The 21,670-nt window shown below is 44.9% G+C and carries 19 protein-coding genes; 13 read left to right on the top strand and 6 right to left on the bottom strand.

The window, feature by feature from the left end; all coding sequences use genetic code 11:
* Positions 1-2: 2 nt before the first annotated feature.
* From nuoH to AOC20_RS05050, 9 genes are all read left to right on the top strand, one after another.
* Positions 3-1,076, top strand: coding sequence for an NADH-quinone oxidoreductase subunit NuoH (gene nuoH / locus AOC20_RS05090; RefSeq protein WP_215358976.1), 1,074 nt, complete (start codon positions 3-5; stop codon positions 1,074-1,076).
* An 11-nt stretch (positions 1,077-1,087) separates the two neighbouring features.
* Positions 1,088-1,579 (top strand): NADH-quinone oxidoreductase subunit NuoI, encoded by a 492-nt coding sequence (gene nuoI / locus AOC20_RS05085; protein WP_215358974.1) that lies wholly within the window; start codon positions 1,088-1,090, stop codon positions 1,577-1,579.
* Positions 1,580-1,599: 20 nt separating this feature from the next.
* Entirely contained in the window at positions 1,600-2,247 is a 648-nt protein-coding gene (locus tag AOC20_RS05080) for an NADH-quinone oxidoreductase subunit J (protein WP_215358972.1), read from the top strand.
* Positions 2,244-2,552, top strand: a complete 309-nt coding sequence (gene nuoK / locus AOC20_RS05075; RefSeq protein WP_215358970.1) for an NADH-quinone oxidoreductase subunit NuoK — start codon at positions 2,244-2,246, stop codon at positions 2,550-2,552. Before AOC20_RS05080 ends, nuoK begins: the two co-directional genes overlap by 4 nt.
* A 2-nt stretch (positions 2,553-2,554) precedes the next feature.
* Positions 2,555-4,615, top strand: a complete 2,061-nt coding sequence (gene nuoL / locus AOC20_RS05070; RefSeq protein ID WP_215358968.1) for an NADH-quinone oxidoreductase subunit L — start codon at positions 2,555-2,557, stop codon at positions 4,613-4,615.
* Between the two features lie 24 nt (positions 4,616-4,639).
* Positions 4,640-6,106: an NADH-quinone oxidoreductase subunit M gene (locus AOC20_RS05065; RefSeq protein ID WP_215358966.1), complete on the top strand. Its 1,467-nt coding sequence runs from the start codon at positions 4,640-4,642 to the stop codon at positions 6,104-6,106.
* Between the two features lie 10 nt (positions 6,107-6,116).
* Positions 6,117-7,616: an NADH-quinone oxidoreductase subunit NuoN gene (nuoN, locus tag AOC20_RS05060; protein WP_215358964.1), complete on the top strand. Its 1,500-nt coding sequence runs from the start codon at positions 6,117-6,119 to the stop codon at positions 7,614-7,616.
* 121 nt (positions 7,617-7,737) lie between these two features.
* Positions 7,738-8,337 (top strand): NUDIX domain-containing protein, encoded by a 600-nt coding sequence (locus tag AOC20_RS05055; RefSeq protein WP_215358962.1) that lies wholly within the window; start codon positions 7,738-7,740, stop codon positions 8,335-8,337.
* A 65-nt stretch (positions 8,338-8,402) separates the two neighbouring features.
* Positions 8,403-8,888 carry a DUF1178 family protein gene (locus AOC20_RS05050; RefSeq protein WP_215358960.1) on the top strand — a complete coding sequence of 162 codons (486 nt, stop codon included), beginning with the start codon at positions 8,403-8,405 and terminating at the stop codon, positions 8,886-8,888.
* Between the two features lie 69 nt (positions 8,889-8,957).
* On the opposite strand, the gene AOC20_RS05045 is transcribed toward AOC20_RS05050, so the two are convergent.
* Entirely contained in the window at positions 8,958-10,478 is a 1,521-nt protein-coding gene (locus AOC20_RS05045) for a CoA-acylating methylmalonate-semialdehyde dehydrogenase (RefSeq protein WP_215358958.1), read from the bottom strand.
* A 165-nt stretch (positions 10,479-10,643) separates the two neighbouring features.
* Between AOC20_RS05045 and AOC20_RS05040 the strand changes: the two genes are divergently transcribed.
* Positions 10,644-11,765: an NADH:flavin oxidoreductase/NADH oxidase gene (locus AOC20_RS05040; RefSeq protein WP_215358957.1), complete on the top strand. Its 1,122-nt coding sequence runs from the start codon at positions 10,644-10,646 to the stop codon at positions 11,763-11,765.
* Between the two features lie 27 nt (positions 11,766-11,792).
* Positions 11,793-12,764 (top strand): Bug family tripartite tricarboxylate transporter substrate binding protein, encoded by a 972-nt coding sequence (locus AOC20_RS05035; RefSeq protein WP_215358955.1) that lies wholly within the window; start codon positions 11,793-11,795, stop codon positions 12,762-12,764.
* Between the two features lie 8 nt (positions 12,765-12,772).
* Here the strand turns inward: AOC20_RS05035 and AOC20_RS05030 are convergent, their stop codons facing one another.
* Positions 12,773-14,083: an amidase gene (locus AOC20_RS05030; protein ID WP_215358952.1), complete on the bottom strand. Its 1,311-nt coding sequence runs from the start codon at positions 14,081-14,083 to the stop codon at positions 12,773-12,775.
* Positions 14,084-14,157: 74 nt separating this feature from the next.
* Here AOC20_RS05030 and AOC20_RS05025 point away from each other — a divergent pair, with 74 nt between their 5' ends.
* Positions 14,158-14,820: a SprT family zinc-dependent metalloprotease gene (locus tag AOC20_RS05025; protein WP_215358950.1), complete on the top strand. Its 663-nt coding sequence runs from the start codon at positions 14,158-14,160 to the stop codon at positions 14,818-14,820.
* A 50-nt stretch (positions 14,821-14,870) separates the two neighbouring features.
* A complete protein-coding gene (locus AOC20_RS05020; protein WP_285896894.1) occupies positions 14,871-15,962 on the top strand; it encodes a tartrate dehydrogenase in 1,092 nt (363 codons plus the stop codon).
* A gap of 17 nt (positions 15,963-15,979) precedes the next feature.
* On the opposite strand, the gene dnaQ is transcribed toward AOC20_RS05020, so the two are convergent.
* The 4 genes from dnaQ to rnhA are packed head-to-tail and all read right to left on the bottom strand — an operon-like array spanning position 15,980 to position 21,665.
* The gene (gene dnaQ, locus AOC20_RS05015) at positions 15,980-16,690 is read right to left on the bottom strand and encodes a DNA polymerase III subunit epsilon (RefSeq protein WP_215358948.1); all 711 of its coding nucleotides are present in this window, start codon (positions 16,688-16,690) and stop codon (positions 15,980-15,982) included.
* The gene (locus tag AOC20_RS05010) at positions 16,690-19,788 is read right to left on the bottom strand and encodes an efflux RND transporter permease subunit (RefSeq protein WP_215358946.1); all 3,099 of its coding nucleotides are present in this window, start codon (positions 19,786-19,788) and stop codon (positions 16,690-16,692) included. The genes dnaQ and AOC20_RS05010 overlap by 1 nt, the downstream gene beginning before the upstream one ends.
* Positions 19,785-21,155, bottom strand: a complete 1,371-nt coding sequence (locus AOC20_RS05005; RefSeq protein WP_251373060.1) for an efflux RND transporter periplasmic adaptor subunit — start codon at positions 21,153-21,155, stop codon at positions 19,785-19,787. The genes AOC20_RS05010 and AOC20_RS05005 overlap by 4 nt, the downstream gene beginning before the upstream one ends.
* 45 nt (positions 21,156-21,200) lie before the next feature.
* A complete protein-coding gene (gene rnhA / locus AOC20_RS05000; RefSeq protein WP_215358944.1) occupies positions 21,201-21,665 on the bottom strand; it encodes a ribonuclease HI in 465 nt (154 codons plus the stop codon).
* Between the last annotated feature and the right edge of the window lie 5 nt (positions 21,666-21,670).

Here is a 21,670-nt window from a genome sequence, read left to right as displayed (position 1 = left end):
AGATGGATAATTTCTTGAACCTCGTTACCACGCAAGGTGAAGCCATTTTTGGTTCTTTGTGGCCATTGGTTTGGGCTTTGGTGCGTATCGTCATTATTGTGTTGCCAATGTTTGGTTGTGTAGCTTACTTAACCCTTTGGGAAAGAAAGCTGATTGGCTGGATGCATATTCGTCTTGGGCCAAATCGCGTAGGTCCTCTAGGGCTTCTACAACCAATCGCCGATGCTCTAAAGCTCTTGATGAAAGAGATTATTGCTCCTGCGCAAGCAAGTAAGGTCCTTTACTTCATAGCGCCAATCATGGTGATCATGCCTGCTTTTGCAGCTTGGGCAGTAATCCCGTTTCAGGCGAAGATGGTGTTGGCAGACGTTAATGCCGGTCTTCTCTACATCATGGCGATTTCTTCCATTGGTGTATATGGTGTGATCCTCGCTGGTTGGTCATCTAACTCTAAATACCCATTCCTTGGTGCAATGCGTGCATCAGCCCAGATGATTTCTTACGAGATTGCCATGGGTTTTGCCTTGGTTACTGTATTGCTTACTTCAGGATCATTAAATCTCAGCACGATTGTGGCTTCACAAGAGCAGGGCTTCTTTGCCGATATGGGTCTTAATTTCTTGTCATGGAATTGGTTGCCATTGCTCCCGATGTTCCTGATTTACTTTATCTCCGGCGTAGCTGAAACTAATCGTCACCCGTTTGACGTGGTTGAGGGTGAGTCAGAGATTGTTGCTGGTCACATGGTTGAGTATTCAGGCATGTCTTTTGCCATGTTCTTCTTGGCTGAGTATGCGAACATGATTTTGATTGCTGCTGTTGCATCCATCATGTTCTTAGGCGGTTGGCTGCCTATTGTTGACTTACCAATCTTGCGTGATATCCCAGGCTTTTTCTGGTTATTTGGTAAAACCTTCTTCCTCTTATCTTGTGTCATTTGGTTGCGTGCAACATTGCCGCGCTATCGCTATGACCAAATTATGCGTTTGGGTTGGAAGATTTTTATTCCCATCTCGGTATTCTGGGTGGTTGTCATCGGCGCATGGGTAGTATCTCCATGGAATATTTGGAAATAAGTTGACCAATCATGTTTAAGAAAATTTCCCAATTCCTCGATAGCTTGATGCTTAAAGACATTTTGACTGGTATGTCTATTACTGGTCGTTATTTGTTTAAGCCTAAGATTACCGTTCAATACCCTGAAGAGAAGACGCCTTTATCAAGTCGCTTCCGTGGCTTACATGCACTTCGTCGTTACGAGAATGGTGAAGAGCGTTGCATCGGCTGCAAGTTATGTGAAGCCGTTTGTCCGGCTTATGCAATTACCATCGAAACAGCTGAACGCGATGATGGTACTCGTCGTACTAGTCGTTATGACATCGACCTCACTAAATGTATTTTCTGCGGCTTTTGCGAAGAGGCTTGTCCAGTGGACGCCATCGTGGAAACCAATATCTTTGAATATTTCGGTGATAAGCGTGGCGATCTGTATTTCACTAAAGACATGCTTCTAGCTGTTGGCGATAAATATGAAAAAGATATCGCAGCTAACCGTGCAGCTGATGCACCTTACCGTTAATCGAATCGAGCTGAACTAATATGACATTCGATCCCTCTACTTTATTTGCTGCTTTCTTTTACGGCTTTGCAGGCCTCTTGGTGATATCCGCATTGCGCGTTATCACCGCTCGCAACCCAGTTCATGCTGCATTGTTCTTAGTGCTGGCTTTCTTCTGCGCATCGGGACTATGGATGTTGCTTAAAGCAGAGTTCTTAAGTCTAGCTTTGATTCTGGTCTATGTTGGCGCTGTAATGGTCCTATTCCTTTTCGTGGTTATGATGCTGGACTTAGATTTAGAGCATCTGCGCCGTGATTTCAAAAAGTATCTACCGGTTGCATTCTTAATGGGTGCGGTGATTGTTTTGGAGCTGTCTATTGTGATTATTCGTAGCTTCATCGGCACGAATGCTCCGGTACAGCCGATGCCAGAAGAAATGATGGCAAATAATACGCAAGCTCTGGGTATGTTGATCTTCGTTGATTACGTATACGCGTTTGAAGTTGCAGGCGTAATCTTATTGGTTGCAATTATTGCTGCTGTTGCGTTAACTTTGCGCAATCGCAAGGACTCAAAGTCGCAGAATATTCACGAACAAGTAAACGTTGTTGCTGCAGATCGTATGCGTGTGGTGAAAATGGGTTCTGATATGGCAGCAAAACAAGACACAAGAGGGGAAAAGAAATGACTATTACCCTCGCTCATTACTTAGTGCTTAGTGCAATTTTGTTTGCAACTAGCGTTATTGGAATTTTCTTAAATCGTAAGAATGTGATCGTATTGCTGATGGCAATCGAATTGATGCTTCTTGCAGTGAACATGAACTTTGTTGCCTTCTCGCATTACCTGGGTGATATGGCAGGTCAAGTATTCGTATTCTTCATTTTGACAGTGGCAGCCGCTGAAGCGGCTATCGGCTTGGCAATTTTGGTTGTGCTCTTCCGTAAGGTTGACACCATTAATGCCGAAGATCTTGACCACCTTAAAGGCTAGTCATGCAATTGACCTTAAATATTCCTGTACTCTGCGCAATTCCTTTGGCGCCATTAGTTGGCTCCATTATTGCTGGTTTCTTTGGCACAAAACTTGGTGGCAACAAAATTGGTCATGGCGCAAGTCAGTTTGTAACAATCTTGGGTGTGACGATTGCTTTTGTTCTGTCTTGCAATGTTTTAGTGCAAGTGATGGATGGCTTCTATTTCAATGGCACCGTATACCGCTGGATGCAGTTAGGTGAGCTCAATTTAGATATTGGTTTTCTCATTGATCCATTAACTGCAACGATGATGTGCGTAGTGACTTTTGTGTCGCTCATGGTGCATATCTATACCATTGGTTATATGCATGGTGAAGAGGGTTACAACCGTTTCTTCTCCTATATTTCTTTATTTACCTTTGCCATGTTGATGTTGGTAATGAGTAATAACCTCTTGCAGCTCTTCTTTGGTTGGGAGGCAGTAGGCGTAGTTTCCTATCTATTGATTGGTTTCTACTTTGAGCGCCAGTCAGCTGTATTTGCCAATATGAAGGCTTTCTTGGTAAATCGTGTAGGTGACTTTGGCTTCATCTTAGGTATTGGTATTTTGCTGGCCAGTACTGGATCAATGCAATATGACGTCATTTTTTCCCAGAACTCAGCATTAGCCGCTCAAACACTGCCAGGAACTAACTGGAACTTGATGACTGTGGCCTGTATTTGCTTGTTTATTGGCGCAATGGGTAAATCGGCTCAGTTCCCATTGCATGTTTGGCTGCCTGATTCGATGGAAGGTCCAACACCGATCTCTGCTTTGATTCATGCGGCAACGATGGTTACTGCCGGCATCTTCATGGTGTCACGTATGTCTCCATTGTTTGAGTTGTCTGATGCCGCATTAAGTTTCATCTTGGTGATTGGTTCCATCACAGCGCTCTTTATGGGCTTCCTTGGTATTGTGCAAAACGACATCAAGCGCGTAGTTGCTTATTCAACTTTGTCCCAGTTGGGTTATATGACAGTAGCACTGGGTGTTTCTGCTTATCCGGTTGCCATCTTCCATCTGATGACTCATGCATTCTTTAAGGCTTTATTGTTCCTTGCTGCTGGTAGCGTGATTCTTGGTATGCATCATGAACAAGACATGCGTAAGATGGGCGGTCTCTGGAAATACATGCCAATAACTTGCCTGATGATGCTGCTGGGTAACCTAGCTCTTGTAGGTACACCATTTTTCTCTGGCTTCTACTCAAAAGACTCCATTATTGAAGCGGTAGCAGCCAGCCATATTCCTGGCTCAGGATTTGCTTACTTTGCTGTTATGGCAAGCGTCTTTGTAACGGCCTTGTATTCATTCCGTTTGTATTTCTATGTCTTCCACGGTAAAGCACGTTGGGGTCATGATGATGCACATGCACACGATCACCACCACGATCATGCAGAGCAGGGCGATGATCATGCTCACCATGGTTTAGCGCCAGGCCAGAAGCCACATGAATCTCCATTTGTTGTGACCTTGCCTTTGATTCTGTTGGCGATTCCTTCTGTAATCATTGGCTTCTACACAATTTCTCCATTGTTATTTGGAACTTTCTTTGGCGACTCCATCTTTATTGATATAGCTCGTCATCCAGTAATGAAAGAGTTGGAAGATGAATTCCATGGTCCGATTGCGATGGCTATTCATGCTTTCACATCTCCAGTATTGCTATTGGTAGTGCTAGGTGTGCTGACTGCTGCTATTGGTTATTTGTGGGCTCCTAAACTACCAGGAAAAGTTGCCGAAGCATTTGCACCGATCAAGAAATTGTTTGATAACAAGTATTACCTCGATGAAATAAACCAAGCTGTATTTGCTAAGGGTCTTATTTGGATCGGTAGCTTCTTGTGGCATCGTGGAGACCAGAAGGTTATCGATGGTTTCTTTGTTAATGGCAGTGCGCATGCAGTAGGGCGCTTTGCTGGTGTTATCCGTCATTTGCAATCCGGTTATCTTTATCACTACGCCTTCGCAATGATTGCGGGCTTGGCGGTATTGTTGGCCTGGGTTTTGTATGCTTACCTGCCTTTTGTTCGCTAGGCCTTTGTTACTTAAGTAGCCACTATGATTCTTTCTTACGCCATCTGGACCCCGATTGTTTTTGGACTCATTATTTTGTTTTATGGGTCTGAGAAGCCATCTGCAGGTGTACGCTGGTTATCCCTGGTTGGTGCGGTTCTCGGTTTTATCGCAACACTCCCATTGTTAATTAATTTTGACATCGCCAATCCCGGCATGCAGTTTGTTGAAAAACTCAGCTGGATCCCGCGATACGATATTAATTACCACTTGGGGATTGATGGTATTTCCGTATGGTTCATTGTTCTCACTGCATTTATTAACATCATTGTGGTGATTGCAGCTTGGGAAGTGATTGATACCAAGGTATCGCAATATATGGCTTCCTTCATGATTCTTTCTGGATTAATGATTGGCGTATTTTGTGCTCTTGATGCCTTGTTGTTCTATGTGTTCTTTGAAGCAACATTGATCCCGATGTACATCATTATTGGTGTGTGGGGTGGCCATAACCGTATTTATGCGGCATTCAAATTCTTCTTGTACACATTACTCGGCTCTTTGCTCACTTTGATTGCCATGCTGTACTTGTACAACGTGACTAATACCTTTGATATCTTGGCTTGGCAAAATGCGCGCTTAGATATCGTTGAGCAAATTCTGTTGTTCGCTGCATTCTTCATGGCGTTTGCTGTAAAAGTGCCAATGTGGCCATTGCATACCTGGTTGCCAGATGTGCACGTTGAAGCGCCTACTGGCGGCTCAGTAGTGTTGGCGGCAATTATGTTGAAGCTTGGCGCCTATGGATTCCTACGTTTCTCATTGCCTATCGCTCCTGACGCGAGCCAGTATTTGGGGCCATTTGTCATCTTCTTGTCATTGGTTGCAGTAATCTATGTTGGCGCCGTAGCTTTGGTGCAAAAGGATATGAAAAAGCTGGTGGCCTATTCATCTGTAGCGCATATGGGTTTTGTGACTTTAGGCTTCTTCCTCTTTAGTCCTTTGGGCATTGAGGGTGGTATTGTTCAAATGATTTCTCACGGCTTTGTAGCAGGCGCAATGTTCTTATCCATTGGCGTGCTCTATGACCGTATGCATACTCGTCAAATCGCCGATTACGGTGGCGTTGTACATCGTATGCCGGCATTTACTGCTTTTGCTGTGTTAATGGCAATGGCGAACTGCGGCTTACCAGCCACCTCCGGTTTCGTGGGTGAGTTCATGGTGATTTTGGCTGCTGTTGACTACGACTTTACGATCGGCGTATTGGCTGCAACGGCCTTAATTTTAGGCGCTGCTTATTCCCTATGGATGGTAAAGCGCGTATTTTTCGGCACGATTAATAATGCCCACGTTGAAGAACTTAAAGATCTCAACGCTCGTGAATATTTCTTAATGGCGGTTCTGTCTATCTGCGTTATTGGTATGGGTGTTTATCCAAAACCATTTACCGAAATTATTCATCCAGCCGTAATTAATCTGCTACAGCATGTTGCTGTTAGCAAACTCTGAGTAAGTACAAATGCAAGCATTCGATCTATACGCCATCCTGCCGGAACTTGTTTTACTCGTAGCTACCTGTTTATTGTTAGTTGCTAGTGTTTATGTTCGTGAGAAAGTGATATCTACTCCTGGTGTAGAGCAGGACATTTTCCATACTCCACGCGGAGTTGGCTTTGTGTATTTCTTCACCATCATTCTCTTGGTATATCTTGTTTTTGCTTTTATTGGCCGCATGGGTGATCCTGCGCTAGTCGCAATGAATGGCTTATTTCAGTCTGACCCATTCTCGAACCTGCTTAAAGCTTGCTCATGCATCGCTGTATTAGTCAGTTTGATTTATTCCAAGCAATACTTAATGGATCGCGCTTTATTCCGTCCAGACTTTATTGTTTTGGCTTTGCTTGCCTTGCTAGGTCAATTTGTATTGATCTCTGGCGCGAATTTATTGACTCTCTATCTTGGCTTGGAGCTTATGGCTTTGCCTACCTATGCTTTGGTAGCAATGCGCCACACGAGCGAGAAGAGTGTTGAGGCCGGTATCAAATATTTCATTCTAGGTGCATTGGCTTCAGGCTTCTTGCTTTACGGCATGTCAATGCTCTACGGCGTTACTGGATCTCTTGACCTAATCGAGATCTTCAAGGTGGTTGCTGATCCACGTATCAATCATTTGGTAATGGCATTTGGCTTGGTATTTATTGTTGCTGGTCTGGCATTTAAGTTGGGTGTTGTGCCATTTCATATGTGGGTGCCGGACGTTTACCAGGGTGCTCCAACTGCTGTCACTTTGATGATTGCAGCTGCCCCTAAGCTAGCTGCCTTTGCTTTGTTATTCCGTTTATTAGTAAACACCTTGTTGCCTTTATTGGGTGACTGGCAGCCAATGTTGGTCTTGCTAGCAGTCTTATCTCTTGTAGTCGGTAACGTAACAGCGATTGCCCAAACCAACATCAAGCGCATGTTGGCTTATTCTGCAATTGCACAGATGGGCTTCGTACTCTTGGGTATGTTGTCGGTATTTGATGATCATGCGTTCAGTGCTGCCATGTTCTACGCTATCACCTATGTTTTAACAACGCTTGGTACCTTCGGTTTGCTGATGGCTTTGTCGCGCAAGGGTTACGATTGTGAAACCTTAGACGGACTAAAGGGCCTCAATAAGAAACATCCTTGGTTTGCCTTTATTGGCCTTGTCATGATGTTCTCCTTGGCGGGCATTCCGCCTACAGTAGGTTTCGCGGCGAAGTTAGGTGTTTTAGAAGCCTTGGTTGATGCTGAACATACATTCCTAGCAGTAATCGCTGTGATTGCCTCGTTGATCGGTGCTTTTTATTACTTGAGAGTAGTTAAGGTAATGTACTTTGATGAACCAGCGCATGAGATTTCCATTTCCGGTTCTGGCTTTGCCAAGGGCATCCTGGGTCTGAATAGTATTTTGGTATTGGCTTTCGGTATTGTTCCTGCAGGCTTAATGAGCCTATGTCTGGATGCCATGCGCCGAACATTGCTTGGGTCCTAATCAGATTGACTCCTTAAATAAAGGCTCCGAAAGGGGCCTTTATTGTTTTCCAGCCTTCAAAATGACATCTTATTTTTATAAGATGTTTTAATCAACTTACATAATTTAATGAACTCTAGCCATGACTGAAAAATCATTTAAAGATCTTCCGATAGGTGATGCCCATTTACGTGAAGAGCGTATTTCTGGTGAAGATATATACGGCGGCATTTTCTTAAATATGAAGAGGGACAAGGTATCCCTTCCAGACGGCGAAGAGGCGGTGCGTGAATATTTAACACACCCCGGGGCTGTTGCAATCGTCGCCCTCTTGGATGATGGTCGAGTGTTGATGGAAAGACAGTATCGCTATCCAATTGCTAAAGCCTGCTTGGAAATTCCTGCTGGAAAGCTGGATCCTAGCGAAGATCATTTGATCTGCGCCCAACGAGAGCTTGAAGAAGAGACGGGGTATACCGCTAAAAAATGGAGCTATATTCGTCGTATTCATCCGGTGATTTCGTATTCAACCGAATTCATTGATATTTATTTAGCTGAGGACTTAGTTCCAGGCAAAAGCCATCTGGATGAGGAAGAGTTTCTAGACGTGTTTGCAGCCTCCTTGGATCAACTTCTGGCATGGGTTGAGGATGGTGAGATAACCGACGTAAAAACGACTATTTCAGCTTATTGGTTGGATCGCTATCGTCGTGGCTTGGTAAGCCCAAAGCCTATCTCATAGGCATTAATCAAACCCGATTAAAATAGGGGTATTGAATTTATCGTTTTTGACCCTATATACGTTTTATGAAAGTTTATAACTTAGCTTGCCCGCTAGACCATCACTTCGAAGGATGGTTTGCGTCTGAGGAGGATTGTCTTGCGCAGCAAGATAAAGGCATGCTTGCGTGTCCAGTATGTGAAAGTACTGATATCACTCGGATGCCTTCGGCACCCCATATCGGTAAATCATCCTCTACTGATTTAACTCTCCCTAAGACTGAATCTGAAAATGTCAGCGGGGGCGTTGTTGCTCTAACCGGAAGAGATCATTCCCAACTTGAGGCACAAGTTCAGGCTGCTTTTTTAAAAGGTATGCGCGAACTCATGGGGCGTTCTGAGGATGTGGGTGATTCCTTTGCTGATGAGGCAAGAAAGATTCATTACAAAGAGTCTCCAGAGAGAAGTATTCGTGGGCAAACTACCCTGGATGAAGCTGATGCCTTAAGAGAAGAGGGCATTGATGTTTTATCGATGCCCATGATTCCTGCGCTAAAAAACACGCTGCAGTAATTTCCATAGTTAGGTACGACAAATAAAAAAGCGATCCGAAGATCGCTTTTTTGCTTTCTACCTCAGAGATTACTTGGAGGTCGGCATTACAAACTCTGCACCTTTGGCTATGCTTTCAGGCCAACGCTGCATCACACTCTTTTGCTTGGTATAGAAACGAACGCCTTCTTTGCCGTATGCATGCATATCGCCAAAGATCGACTTCTTCCAACCCCCAAAACCGTGCCATGCCATCGGCACCGGAATAGGTACGTTGATACCAACCATGCCTACCTGAACACGACGGGCAAATTCACGGGCAATATTGCCATCGCTCGTAAAGCAAGCAACACCATTACCAAACTCACAGGAGTTCACTAAATTCAGGGCTTCTGTAAAGTTGGCAACACGTAAGCAAGATAAAACCGGTCCGAAGATTTCTTCTAAGTAAATCTTCATATCTGGGGTGACGTTATCAAAAAGGGTGCCACCGATAAAGAAACCATTTTCATTGCCAGGAACTTTGAGACCGCGGCCATCCACAAGGAGTTTTGCGCCTGAAGCTACGCCACTATCAATATAGCCAGTAATGCGCTCTAGGGCTGCTTTGGTCACAATAGGACCCATTTCTGCATCGAGTTCCATGCCATTCTTAACCTTCAAGGTTTTGGTGCGCTCGATAAGTTTCGGCATGATTTTTTCCGCCACATCGCCTACCAATACCGCTACAGAAATCGCCATGCATCTCTCACCTGCAGAGCCATAAGCAGCACCAACCAGGGCATCAATTGCTTTATCAATATCAGCATCCGGCATGATGACCATGTGGTTCTTAGCACCGCCTAATGCCTGGGAACGCTTACCGAAGTGAGCGCAACGCTCGTAGATGTAATTGGCAATAGGGGTCGAGCCTACAAAGCTAACCGCTTTAACGTCTGGGTTCTCAATTAAGGCATCAACCGCTTCTTTATCGCCTTGCACCACATTAAATACGCCATCAGGAAGACCAGCTTCTTTGAGAAGCTTTGCCATGAACACAGAGGCAGATGGGTCAGTAGGGCTAGGCTTCAAAATGAAGGTGTTGCCACAGGCAATCGCCATAGGGAACATCCACATTGGAACCATGACGGGGAAGTTGAATGGGGTGATACCAGCAACTACACCCAATGGCTGACGCATGACCCAGTTGTCGATATCAGTAGAAACCTGTTCTGTGTAATCACCTTTCAGCAATTCTGGGATGCCGGTAGCAAATTCTACGATCTCAATACCACGAGTCACTTCACCTTGGGCATCAGTAAACACTTTCCCATGTTCTGCTGTAATGATGGCGGCCAATTCATCTCGATTGGCATTCAAAAGCTCTAAATACTTGAACATAATGCGTGAACGACGAAGTGGACTAGTCTGACTCCATGTCTCAAATGCTTTTTGAGCTACAGCGACCGCATCATCTACTTCTTTGCGGCTGGCGAGGGCAACACGACGCGCTACAGACCCTTTGGTCGGGTTGTAAACATCAGCAAAACGTCCATCTTTTGGATTAACTACATTGCCGCCAACAAAATGGCCAATATCTTCTTTTGATTCAAAGGCTTGAGGTGCGTTCATAATCTCTTACAGTGAGTATTAATAGGGTTTTGGGTAAAAAAGGCGCTTGGCATAAAGATGCCTGCACGACTTCGCTGTCTCGTATATTCTGCTTTTTAAGTATTCTATCGCTTTACGGCAATTTTCGTATTTTTTGACCTATTTTTGAGCTTTTTAAGGCATCCCATGAGTCTTTTATTTTCCAATTACACGCTAAATTCTCCTAGAGGACCTCTGAAGCTAGCTAATCGCATTGTTGTCGCTCCAATGTGCCAATATTCGGCCGTTAATGGTGAGGCAACCGATTGGCATCTCATGCACTGGGCCAACCTACTGAATAGTGGTGCCGCATTATTCATTATTGAGGCTACAGGCGTAAGTCCTGAGGCAAGGATTACTCCGGCCTGTTTGGGTCTTTGGGATGACCGTACGGAGGCTGCACTTAAAGATAAATTAAGTCGTGCGCGAGTGTTAGCTCCAGCTACACCGGTTTTCATTCAGCTAGCTCATGCTGGTCGCAAAGCATCTAGCGCCACCCCATGGAATGGCGGTCAATTACTCTCTAAAGATAATGGCGGCTGGGAAACATTGGCGCCTTCAGCAATTCCTCAGTTAGATGGCGAACGCCACCCTCATGAGCTAACAAAGAGTGATCTCCAGAAATTGATTGATGATTTCGTTGCATCCGCGAAACGTGCAGATCGCATAGGAGTTGATGGCATTGAACTGCACGGGGCTCATGGTTATTTGTTACACCAATTTTTATCTCCCATTGCTAATCAACGTACCGATGAATATGGCGGATCTTTTGAAAACCGAATTCGCTTTCCTCTAGAGCTCTTTGCTGCTGTAAGAGCGGCCTACCAAGGCGTGCTTGGTATTCGAATATCAGCGAGCGACTGGATAGAAGGCGGCTGGACTCCGCAAGAGACAGCAGATTTCGCAAAACAACTCAAACCTTTGGGCTGTGATTTTGTTCATATTTCTTCTGGGGGCATTTCGCCCAAGCAGAAAATTGCGATTGGACCAAACTATCAAGTACCTTTTGCAAAGATTGTCAAAGAACAGTCCGGTTTGCCAACCATGACTGTCGGTTTGATTACCGATCCTCAGCAAGCAGAAGATATTTTGCAGGCCGGTGATGCTGATTTAATTGCTTTAGCAAGAGCATTTCTCTATAAGCCACGCTGGGCCTGGGAGGCTGCGGCAGCATTAGGTGGCACTGTAAATGCAAACGAACGCTATTGGCGTTGTTTGCCTCGTGAAGCACAGGTAATTTTTGGCGATGTAAAAATAGGGCAACGATAAACATTTAATTAAAAGTAGGAGACAACCATGAAAAAATATTCAGTAATTGGCAGTGCACTTGTAATCTGTAGCTTGAGCTTCGCAAGCTTAGCCTTGGCTCAATCCTTTCCGGATAGACCGATTACTCTGGTGGTGCCCAACCCACCGGGTGGCTTAGTTGACACTTCTGCACGTTTATTAAGTGAGCCGCTATCAAGAGTTATTGGTCAAACCGTGGTTGTTGATAACAAGCCAGGAGCAAGCGGCAATATTGCTTATCAATTTGTTGCCAATGCAAAACCTGATGGTTACACCTTACTTATTTCGTACTCTGGTTATCACGTTGGAAACCCTGCCTTATTTGAAAAATTGTCCTGGGATCCAAAAGATTTTTCTCCAGTCGCATTGTTGACTGTTTCAACTAATGTGATTGCCGTTCATCCATCTGTACCAGTCAATAATCTAAAAGAGTTCATTGCTTATGCAAAAGCAAATCCAGGGAAATTAAACTATGCCTCTCAGGGGAATGGCTCTGTATCGCATATTGGCACTGAAATGTTTAAGCAGTCGACAGGTACAGACATGATCCACGTCCCATACAAGGGTTCTGGTCCAGCTATTCAGGATGTTTTAGCAGGCCAAGTACAGGTATTCATCAGTACGCCACCTTCTTTAATGCAACATGTGCAAAGTGGCAAGCTCAAGGGATTGGCGGTCACTGGAAAAAATCGTCATCCTGGTATGCCGAATGTCCCAACTACTGCGGAAGCAGGCTTACCTTCATTTCAGCTGGAGTCTTGGGTTGCCTTATATGCACCGGCTGGAACGCCTGCACCTGTCATTACCAAGCTAACTGATTCTGTGAAGAAAAGTTTAGCGCTGCCTGAAGTCAAGGAGCGCTCAGATGCTGCAGGTGTGGAATTGCGTTATCTCAATCCTGCTGCAACAGATGCGCTAGTGAAGAAAGAGTTGCCTTATTGGAATAAAGCAATCAAGTCTGCAAACATTACGCTCGATTAAAAATTGACCTATGCCTGATCTCGCAGAGTGGGATCAGGCAACGCCAACGCAAATGCCCTCGCGGCGCTTAGTAAAAAGCGATCCTTACCAGGCCCAGCAATTAGCTGCACACCAACAGGCAGACCATTTGGACCGGCTGCAACATTGATATTGATGCATGGCAAACCTAGTAGTGTCCATTCTCGACAAAATATAGGATTACCAGTGCCATCTTTTAAGGGAGGAGCCTCACCGGTTGCACTTGGAGCAATCAGGATATCTATTTCATCATTAAATAAGTCCATTACGGATGCTTTGGCATCACTCGCTAGCAACAAATCTTTTGTATATTGCTCAAAACTGATTTCTAAACCTTCATGAAGTGATTTAGAAAATTGCAGACTTAATTTCTTTGGGTAGTGGACTCGTTCAAATGTAAAGCTTCTAGATATTTCTGAAAGCATGATGCGAGTCTGAGCCACAGTTAAGTCATCGCATGCCTTGGGTAATTTGATATCTCCGACAAGACCTCTTGATATAACTTCAGCTGCATGGCGAGCTACCGCTAAGGCTGTGGAAGTCTCTTTTTGCGCAAAGGACCAGTTGGATGTTTTGCAAATTGCAATCCGAGGCTTGCTGTGCAAGTCCTCAACCTTTGCTAGACGATGATCGCCACTCATGGCTGCAACGCCAAGAGCAACATCCTCGATCGTCCTGCCAAAGCTACCAAGGGTATCGAGGGAAGGCGCTAGGGATTTGACACCTGCAACACTTATTTTTCCGAAGCTGGGTTTAAAGCCGACTACACCGCAATACGATGCAGGGCGAATAATGGAGCCAGCTGTTTGACTACCAGTTGCTAATGGCACCATAAAGTCAGAGACTGCAGCAGCTGAGCCGCTTGAAGAACCTCCAGGGGTATGGTGAACATCATGGGGGTTAGTAGTGGGGCCGCTTTTAAATGAGGCAAATTCCGTGGTCGTGGTTTTTCCCAGGATGATGCCCCCGGCCTGACGCATTAATGCGACTGAAACCGCATCCGCAGCCGGGTAATGATTGGCATAAATTGGCGACCCGTAAGAGGTGGGCAAGTCATAGGTGTCGAATAGATCTTTAACCCCAATAGGTAAGCCATGCAATATGCCCTGAACAGCGCCCTTATCGAGCTGTTTTGCGCGGGATAGAGCATTTTCCTTACCCAGGCTAGTCCAGGCTCTGACAATGCTCTCTTTTTGCCCTATGCGGTCTAGGCAAGAAAGCAGTAAATCAGTCGCCTTTATCTCCCTTTTAGAGAGCGCTTTGATGGCTTGGGTGGCGCTGAGGCTTTCGAGATCTTTCATGCATTCATTCTACTGATGGTGGCGTATGATCGCAATTTACAGTTTTTCCCAAATTTCGATAAAAGATAGATTAGATGAAGCAACATACAGTTCGTGAAGCATGGTTAGAGGATGCAGTGAGGCATCTAGAACCCGTTTTTTCTAAGGCAGGCTATGCGATACCTCCAGTCCGGGTTTCATGTGGCTTTCCAGCGTCTAGTAGCCCCAGAACTACGCTCGGTCAATGTTGGCCCCGGGAGCGCTCTGGCGGGGGTGTTAATGAGATCTTTATCTCCCCAAAATTGGATGAACCCGTTCAGCTTTTGGATACCTTGGTTCACGAGCTTTGCCATGCGGTAGATGACTGTTTTAGTGGCCATGGCGAGGATTTCAAGGGCATTGCGCAAACGGTTGGTCTCGAGGGTCCGGCCAGAATGGCTCATGCCACCGAGGAGCTCACTGTCAAGCTGATGATGATTAGTCAGGAGTTAGGGCCATACCCGCATCAAGCGATTGTTTTCCCGCCGCCCAGACCTAGCAACGCTAGTCGTAGCAAGGCGAAGTGTAGTCAATGCGGTTACGAGGTTACTCTTCTGAAAAAATGGGCTAGTTATGGTGCGCCGATCTGCCCCAAAGACAATATTCGCATGTTGGAAGCCGTACCTGAGACCATCGAAAATACAAGCGATTACGATAGTGCATCCCTTGAAAAGGGCAGCAAAAAGGCTCCAGATGACATCCGCCGCGCAATCAGCTAGAAATTTGTAAAATCAACAATCAATAAAAAATAACAAGAGACACATTACTTATGAATGCAAAGAAAATTTTCAAGAACCCTAAGATTGCTGTTATTCCTGGTGATGGTATCGGTAAGGAAGTGATGCCCGAAGGCGTACGTGCTTTAGAGGCGGCTAACCGTAAATTTAATTTAGGTATGCAGTTCGATCATTTCAATTTTGCTAGTTGTGATTACTACCTCAAGCACGGCAAGATGATGCCGGATGATTGGTTTGATACCTTAATGAAATACGACGCCATCTTCTTTGGTGCGGTAGGTATGCCGGATATTCTTCCTGACCATGTCTCATTATGGGGAAGTTTGATTCAATTTCGTCGTGGCTTTGATCAATATGTTAATTTGCGCCCTGTACGTTTGTTACCAGGCGTGCCATGCCCATTGGCTAATCGCAAGCCTGGCGATATTGATTTCTTTGTGGTGCGCGAGAATACTGAAGGTGAGTACTCCAGTGTTGGTGGAAAAATGTTCCCTGATACTGACCGTGAGATCGTCATTCAAGAATCTGTTTTCACAAGACAGGGCGTAGATCGCATCTTGCAATACGCTTTTGACCTTGCTCAAAGTAGACCTAAGAAGCATTTAACTTCAGCAACTAAGTCCAATGGTATTGCTATCACTATGCCTTATTGGGATGAGCGTGTCGCAGCAATGTCCAAGAAATTTGCCGATGTAAGGGCGGATAAATATCACATTGATATTTTGGCTGCGCAGTTTGTTATGAATCCGGATCGCTTTGATGTAGTTGTTGCGAGTAACTTATTTGGAGATATCTTGTCTGACTTGGGTCCAGCATGCACCGGAACAATTGCGGTTGCGCCATCAGGCAGCATTAATCCAGAGGGCAAGTTCCCATCCTTATTTGAGCCGGTCCATGGTTCTGCGCCAGATATCTTTGGCAAGATGATTGCTAACCCAATAGGTCAAATTTGGAGCGGTGCAATGATGCTCGATCACCTTGGGTATCCGGAGGCTGGTAATGCAATCTTTACAGCAATTGAAAAGGTTTTGGCATCAGGTCCTGGTAATGCACCCTTGACGCCGGATCTTGGTGGTACTGCAAAGACGGATGATTTAGGCAAAGCGATTGCAGCAGCAATCTAAATTTTTAAAACTTAAATTTAGCTAGCAGCACTTAAAGGACTCCAGATGGGGTCCTTTTTACTTGCCTTTGCGATTTCAGCTAAGATTTTTTCATGGCTTTGGATGTCATCATCCGTCGCCGCCAATACCTTAAGCTGAGTTGGTAAAGCTTTGGTGTGGCCAGCTGAATCAGCGCCAACTGTGTAATCAATCAAATCGATCGAGAGATCCTCTTGACCTCTGGTCATGGCTACATAAACTTCAGCCAATAACTGGGCATCGAGTAAAGCGCCGTGCAATGTACGATGTTTATTGCTAATCGAGAAGCGCTCACATAATGCATCCAAGGAGTTTCTCTTGCCGGGAAACATTTGACGTGCATCAAGTAGCGTGTCTGTTAGTTTTGCTGCCAGATTGCGAAATGGCGGACGCTTGAGTAAAGCAAACTCATTGTCTAAGAAGCCCAAGTCGAAGGCTGCGTTATGAATAACGATTTCAGCGCCATCCACAAATTCAATTAACTGCTCAACAATGTTTGCAAAGACGGGTTTGTCAGACAAGAACTCTCTTGAAAGACCATGTACTGCAAAGGCACCTGCATCAATATCGCGTTCAGGATTGATGTAGTAATGAAAGGTCCTGTCAGTTAAGCGACGACCAACCATTTCTACGCAACCAATTTCAATAATGCGATCGCCGGTAGCCGGGTTTAAACCAGTTGTTTCAGTATCGAGAATAACTTGACGCATTAGGTGCCCTCTAGAACAGCAGGTGGAATATCCATCGGACCATTGCCAGCATATTTATCTAAATAAAGGTAAATGACCGGGGTAATGATCAGGGTTACAAACTGAGAAAATATTAAACCACCAGCAACGCTAATACCAAGCGGCTGTCTTAATTCAGCACCGGCACCAAGACCTAGCGCAATGGGCAAGGCACCCATTAAAGCAGCTATGGTGGTCATCATAATTGGCCGGAATCGCAATATACATGCCTCGCGAATAGCTTTTTCTGGCGACATACCTTGGTTGCGCTGCGCATCTAAAGCAAAGTCAATCATCAAAATCGCATTCTTCTTGACGATACCAATCAACAATAAGATGCCAATAGAAGCAACAATCGTTAACTCAAAGCCAAAAATACGCAGAGCTAGAATTGCACCAATAGCTGCTGATGGCAGACCCGCAAGAATTGTCAGTGGGTGAATATAGCTTTCGTACAAAACCCCCAATAGGATATAAATTACGCCGAGCGCTGCAAGCAGCAAAATTACTTGACCCGATTGATTGTCTTTAAACACTGCGGCATCGCCACCATAGCTTGTAATAATTGAAGAGGGAAGATCCACTTGCTTCACAAATCCATCTATTGCTTTAGTTGCATCACCCAGAAATACATCCGGGGCTAGATTGAATGAAATCGTAACCGCAGGAATTTGTCCTTGATGATTTACTGCTGTTGGGCCAACGCTGCGCACAAAGCTTGCCAAACTTGATAGAGGAATGAGCTTATCGGTTGCTCTACCGCGTACATATACCTTATTCAAGTCGGTTTCAAACTGACGATCATCCTCTGCAGTTTCTAAAATGACATAGTAGGTATTGACCGGGGTATAGATTGTTGAAACCTGGCGTTCACCAAATGAGGAATAAAGGGCAGTGCGAATATCTGAAATAGATACACCCGCGCTAGCCGCCTTTTCTCTATCGATTTCAATTTTGACATTTAAGCCCTTGAGCTGAGAGTCACTTGTTACATCTCTAAAAATCGGGTCAGCTCGCATTTTTAGGAGTAACTTATCCGCCCATTCATTCACACCTTCAAACCCAACGCTCTGAAGGGTGAATTGGTAGCGGCTTTTGCTGCTTCTGCCACCTAGCTGTAAATTTTGAACAGGGCTCATATACACCTGGATGCCAGGAATTTCTCTGAACTTCGTTCGAAGGCCCTCCATGACTTTACTCATCTTTTGCCGCTCGCTTTTTGGCTTGAGGATGATGAAGAATCGCCCAGTATTACGACCAGAACTTTGGCCGCCACCAAGAATGGAGATGGAAGTCTCAACGTTGGGGTCGCTATCTACTATCTTGGCTGCTTGATCCTGGAGGGCAATCATCGCTTTAAAGGATGTATCCTCTGAAGCCTCAACAGTCACACGCAACTGACCAATATCCTCTTCAGGAAAGAAGCCCTTAGGGCTATAGATAAATAGAAAAACCGTAATTACGCAACTAGCAATCGCTCCCCAAAGTACTTTTTTACGATTCACCAAAGCTAAGTCCAAATAGTGAACGTAAGCCTTTAGCGTCCAATCAAAGAGACGATCAAATTTCCTGATGATTTCATATTCTTTCGGCTTGTGATCTGGCTTAGGTAAATAGCGACTGCAAAGCATTGGCACTATTGTTAGAGAAACAACTGCAGAAACCAAAATGGAGAGGGTAACTACAACTGCGAATTCTCTAAAGAGGAGGCCAATTGGACCGGCCATAAAAAACAGAGGTATGAACACAGCCACCAGTGACAAAGAAATAGAAACAATAGTAAATCCAACCTCTTTGCTACCCTTGAGGGCAGCTTTAAGGGGATCCATGCCCTTTTCAACGTAACGCATGATGTTTTCTAAAACAACAATAGCATCGTCTACAACCAGGCCAACAGCTAGCGTGATTCCCAATAGGGAAATGTTATCTAGGCTGTAGCCTAAAAAATAGAAAACAAAAAATGCGCCAATCAAGGAAATTGGCAGGCTGATTGACGGAATCACTGTGGCTGAAACATGCTTTAAAAATAGGAATATCACTAAAACAACTAGAGCAATGGTAAACAGAAGGGTGATATTCACATCATGGATAGATTCAATAATGGATAAGGAGCGATCATTAATCAGTGTTAATTGAATCGAGTCAGGCATTTGCGCTTTAAGTGAAGGTAGCAAGCGCTTAATAGATTGAACAACCTCAACCGTATTGGCATTTGGTTGTCTATTTATACCAATGGCAATCGATCTCTCACCCTTTGCCGAGGCAAAAGTTTTAACATCTTCGTAGCTCTCCTGAACATCGGCTACATCTTTAAGATAAATTGGGTATCCATTACGCTGTGCAATGATCAGATTGCCAAACTCTTCAGCTTTAACTAATTGGGGGTTGGCATAAATAGTAATGAGTTGTCGTGGGCCGTCTAGAGTGCCAACGGGGCTGTTGGTGTTGGCCTTATTAATTGCAGCAGCGACCTCATCCATCGTGATATTACGATTTCCTAAGGCATCGGGTCTGACGCTAACGCGAACAGCATAACGTTTGGCACCATAAACGGAGACCTGAGATACACCTGTAATAGTCGATAAATTGGGTGCCATCAAATTCTCGGCATAGGCATTCATTTCCGAGAGGCTGATCGATGGTGAACTCATTCTGACAATGAGAACTGGTGTATCCGCTGGATTAATTTTTCGATATGACGGTGGAATCGTCATTTCTATAGGTAAGCGCCTTTGCGCACGCAAGAGTGCAGCTTGCACATCTACCGCTGCCTTATCAATATCGCGATCGTTATTAAACTCAAGAGTGATGCTGGTTGAGCCTAGTGAGTTGGTTGAGCTAATAACCTTGATGCCATCAATTGTTGAGAACTCTTTCTCAAGCGGTAATGCAACTGCGGAAGCCATATTTTCTGGTGCAGCCCCTGGCAGGCTTGCCGTTACAGAAATAATCGGTGTATTAAAACTGGGGAGGGCCGCTACAGGAATTTTGAAATAGGCTACGCTTCCAGCTATGACGGTTGCAATTGAAAGCAACACCGTCATTACGGGGCGTCTAATACATAGCTCAGAAAGCGTCATTTTTGCTCAGAAGCAGGTGCGTTGTTAGCGGGGGCAGCGGGAGCTGGGCCTTTGCTGATTTTTGATTCGCGTACTTTGCTGCCAGTTCGCAAATTCTGCTTTCCTTCAACCACAATTCGATCGCCTGCTTGAATTCCTGTAACCACAGAATTGCCCTGGTATTCATAAGTCACTTTTACTGGCTTCGCTGTTACTTTGTCATCCTTGTCAACCACGTAGACAAGTCGTCCAGTTGGGCTAATGACGATCGCTTGGGTTGGAACGGCTAGGGCATCTTTTAGAGTGTTGGCATTGAGTGAAATACGAGCAAACTGACCGGGCAAGAGCTCCATTTTTTCATTAGGAATTTGCGCCTTGACTCTCACTGCAGCAATTGCGGGATCTACCTGGTTGTCGATTACCAAAACCTGACCTTCATAAACAGTCTTGCCGGTATTGCCAACAGTAACTTTGACTTTTAAAGGCTCATCCGCTTTTTTATTCTCCAAAATAATCGGGATATCTTTTTCAGGAACTACGAACTGAACGTTGATAGGATTAAGTTGCGTGATCGTCACCATGGATCCAGTGGTGGATGTGGCGGAAGCATTGGTTGAACTGATGACTGCATTACTTGCTTGTACGAAAGAACCTGGAAAGACGTTAATGATGCCAGCACGACCGTTAATAGGGGAGCGTATCAAGTCAAAGGAAAGCTGCACCTCTGCAGAGCGTGCGGCTGCTTGAGCAGACTTAGCGTTCGCTAGAGAGGTTTCTAATCCCGCTTTTGATATGAAGTTTTTCGCAACCAATTCCTTGGCACGCAAATACTGCTTTTGAGAGTCATCCGCTAAGGCCTTCAGTTTTTCGTAATTGGCCTTGTCGTTACGGTCATCTAAACTGAACAGAAGCTGTCCTTCTGTTACTTCTTGCCCATCTTTAATATGAATTTTAGTAACGGTATTCGTAATCATCGGCCGAATATCAACAATGCTATTGGAGACAATGGTGCCAGTAGCCTCGATGATGAGCGGAACATCCTTTTTTTCGACCACAATACTGGTAATCGTTTGGGGGCCGCTAGCTTTCTTGCCTGCAGGAAAAAAGTAATCATATGTTTTTGAACCTGCATATAGCAGAATCAAAATAATCAAAATGCGCCACTTATAACGTTTGATGAATGCCTTGCTTGAAGCGTAATTGATGCTTTTTAACTTACCGATCTGTGGCAAATATTTAGTCCAAAGGTTGCATAAGCAAGACTGAATAGCATCCTTCAGATGAACGAGCTTGACTAACAATTTATCAAGGGAGGATTCTATTTTGGACACAGTCTCGTTTTTCTTGGGTTTATATGCTGTTTTGAAGGCATCTTGAGGCAAGGTCATTCTCTCATAAGATGCTTTAAAAGGTGGCTGGAGGAGGCCGTAGGTCTAGGGCAAAAATTCCTCAACACCCTTATTGGCTAATTGATCAGCCAACTCATTACCGGGGTGTCCATTGTGCCCTCTAACCCAATGCCAGGAAATTTCATGCTCTGGAAGGAGGGCGTCCAACTCCTGCCAAAGATCGGCATTTTTTACCGGTTCCTTATTAGCAGTTTTCCAGCCCCTTTTTTTCCAGCCCTCAAGCCATTCCGTTACTCCTTTTTGGACGTATTGAGAATCGGTCCAAAGTTCAACAGTACTGCGCTGTTTTAGGGCTTTCAGGGCAAAAATAACCGCACAAATCTCCATGCGGTTATTGGTGGTGTGTTTTTCGCCGCCATGAATATGCTTTTCGTGACCCCTAGAGCGCAAAACGGCCCCCCAGCCCCCAGGTCCGGGATTGCCCTTGCAGGCGCCATCGGTATAAATCACGATATGAGGAAGGTTGGAATCGGTTTTGGAATGCGGCATAGCAA

It is taken from the genome of Polynucleobacter ibericus (assembly GCF_018687955.1).
Lineage (GTDB): Bacteria > Pseudomonadota > Gammaproteobacteria > Burkholderiales > Burkholderiaceae > Polynucleobacter > Polynucleobacter ibericus.
The sequence above is the reverse complement of the archived record's forward strand: the minus strand, read 5'-3'. Positions and strand labels throughout refer to the sequence as shown.

Excerpts from the sequence above, each read along its gene's own strand:
- AOC20_RS05050 (WP_215358960.1), top strand. The coding sequence starts at position 8,403 with ATGAAAGTTTATAACTTAGCTTGCCCGCTAGACCATCACTTCGAAGGA.
- AOC20_RS05025 (WP_215358950.1), top strand. The coding sequence starts at position 14,158 with ATGAAGCAACATACAGTTCGTGAAGCATGGTTAGAGGATGCAGTGAGG.
- dnaQ (WP_215358948.1), bottom strand. The coding sequence starts at position 16,690 with ATGCGTCAAGTTATTCTCGATACTGAAACAACTGGTTTAAACCCGGCT.
- nuoL (WP_215358968.1), top strand. The coding sequence starts at position 2,555 with ATGCAATTGACCTTAAATATTCCTGTACTCTGCGCAATTCCTTTGGCG.
- nuoI (WP_215358974.1), top strand. The coding sequence starts at position 1,088 with ATGTTTAAGAAAATTTCCCAATTCCTCGATAGCTTGATGCTTAAAGAC.
- rnhA (WP_215358944.1), bottom strand. The coding sequence starts at position 21,665 with ATGCCGCATTCCAAAACCGATTCCAACCTTCCTCATATCGTGATTTAT.
- nuoH (WP_215358976.1), top strand. The coding sequence starts at position 3 with ATGGATAATTTCTTGAACCTCGTTACCACGCAAGGTGAAGCCATTTTT.
- nuoN (WP_215358964.1), top strand. The coding sequence starts at position 6,117 with ATGCAAGCATTCGATCTATACGCCATCCTGCCGGAACTTGTTTTACTC.
- nuoK (WP_215358970.1), top strand. The coding sequence starts at position 2,244 with ATGACTATTACCCTCGCTCATTACTTAGTGCTTAGTGCAATTTTGTTT.
- AOC20_RS05010 (WP_215358946.1), bottom strand. The coding sequence starts at position 19,788 with ATGACGCTTTCTGAGCTATGTATTAGACGCCCCGTAATGACGGTGTTG.
- AOC20_RS05005 (WP_251373060.1), bottom strand. The coding sequence starts at position 21,155 with ATGACCTTGCCTCAAGATGCCTTCAAAACAGCATATAAACCCAAGAAA.
- AOC20_RS05030 (WP_215358952.1), bottom strand. The coding sequence starts at position 14,083 with ATGAAAGATCTCGAAAGCCTCAGCGCCACCCAAGCCATCAAAGCGCTC.
- AOC20_RS05045 (WP_215358958.1), bottom strand. The coding sequence starts at position 10,478 with ATGAACGCACCTCAAGCCTTTGAATCAAAAGAAGATATTGGCCATTTT.
- AOC20_RS05035 (WP_215358955.1), top strand. The coding sequence starts at position 11,793 with ATGAAAAAATATTCAGTAATTGGCAGTGCACTTGTAATCTGTAGCTTG.
- AOC20_RS05080 (WP_215358972.1), top strand. The coding sequence starts at position 1,600 with ATGACATTCGATCCCTCTACTTTATTTGCTGCTTTCTTTTACGGCTTT.
- AOC20_RS05020 (WP_285896894.1), top strand. The coding sequence starts at position 14,871 with ATGAATGCAAAGAAAATTTTCAAGAACCCTAAGATTGCTGTTATTCCT.
- AOC20_RS05055 (WP_215358962.1), top strand. The coding sequence starts at position 7,738 with ATGACTGAAAAATCATTTAAAGATCTTCCGATAGGTGATGCCCATTTA.
- AOC20_RS05040 (WP_215358957.1), top strand. The coding sequence starts at position 10,644 with ATGAGTCTTTTATTTTCCAATTACACGCTAAATTCTCCTAGAGGACCT.
- AOC20_RS05065 (WP_215358966.1), top strand. The coding sequence starts at position 4,640 with ATGATTCTTTCTTACGCCATCTGGACCCCGATTGTTTTTGGACTCATT.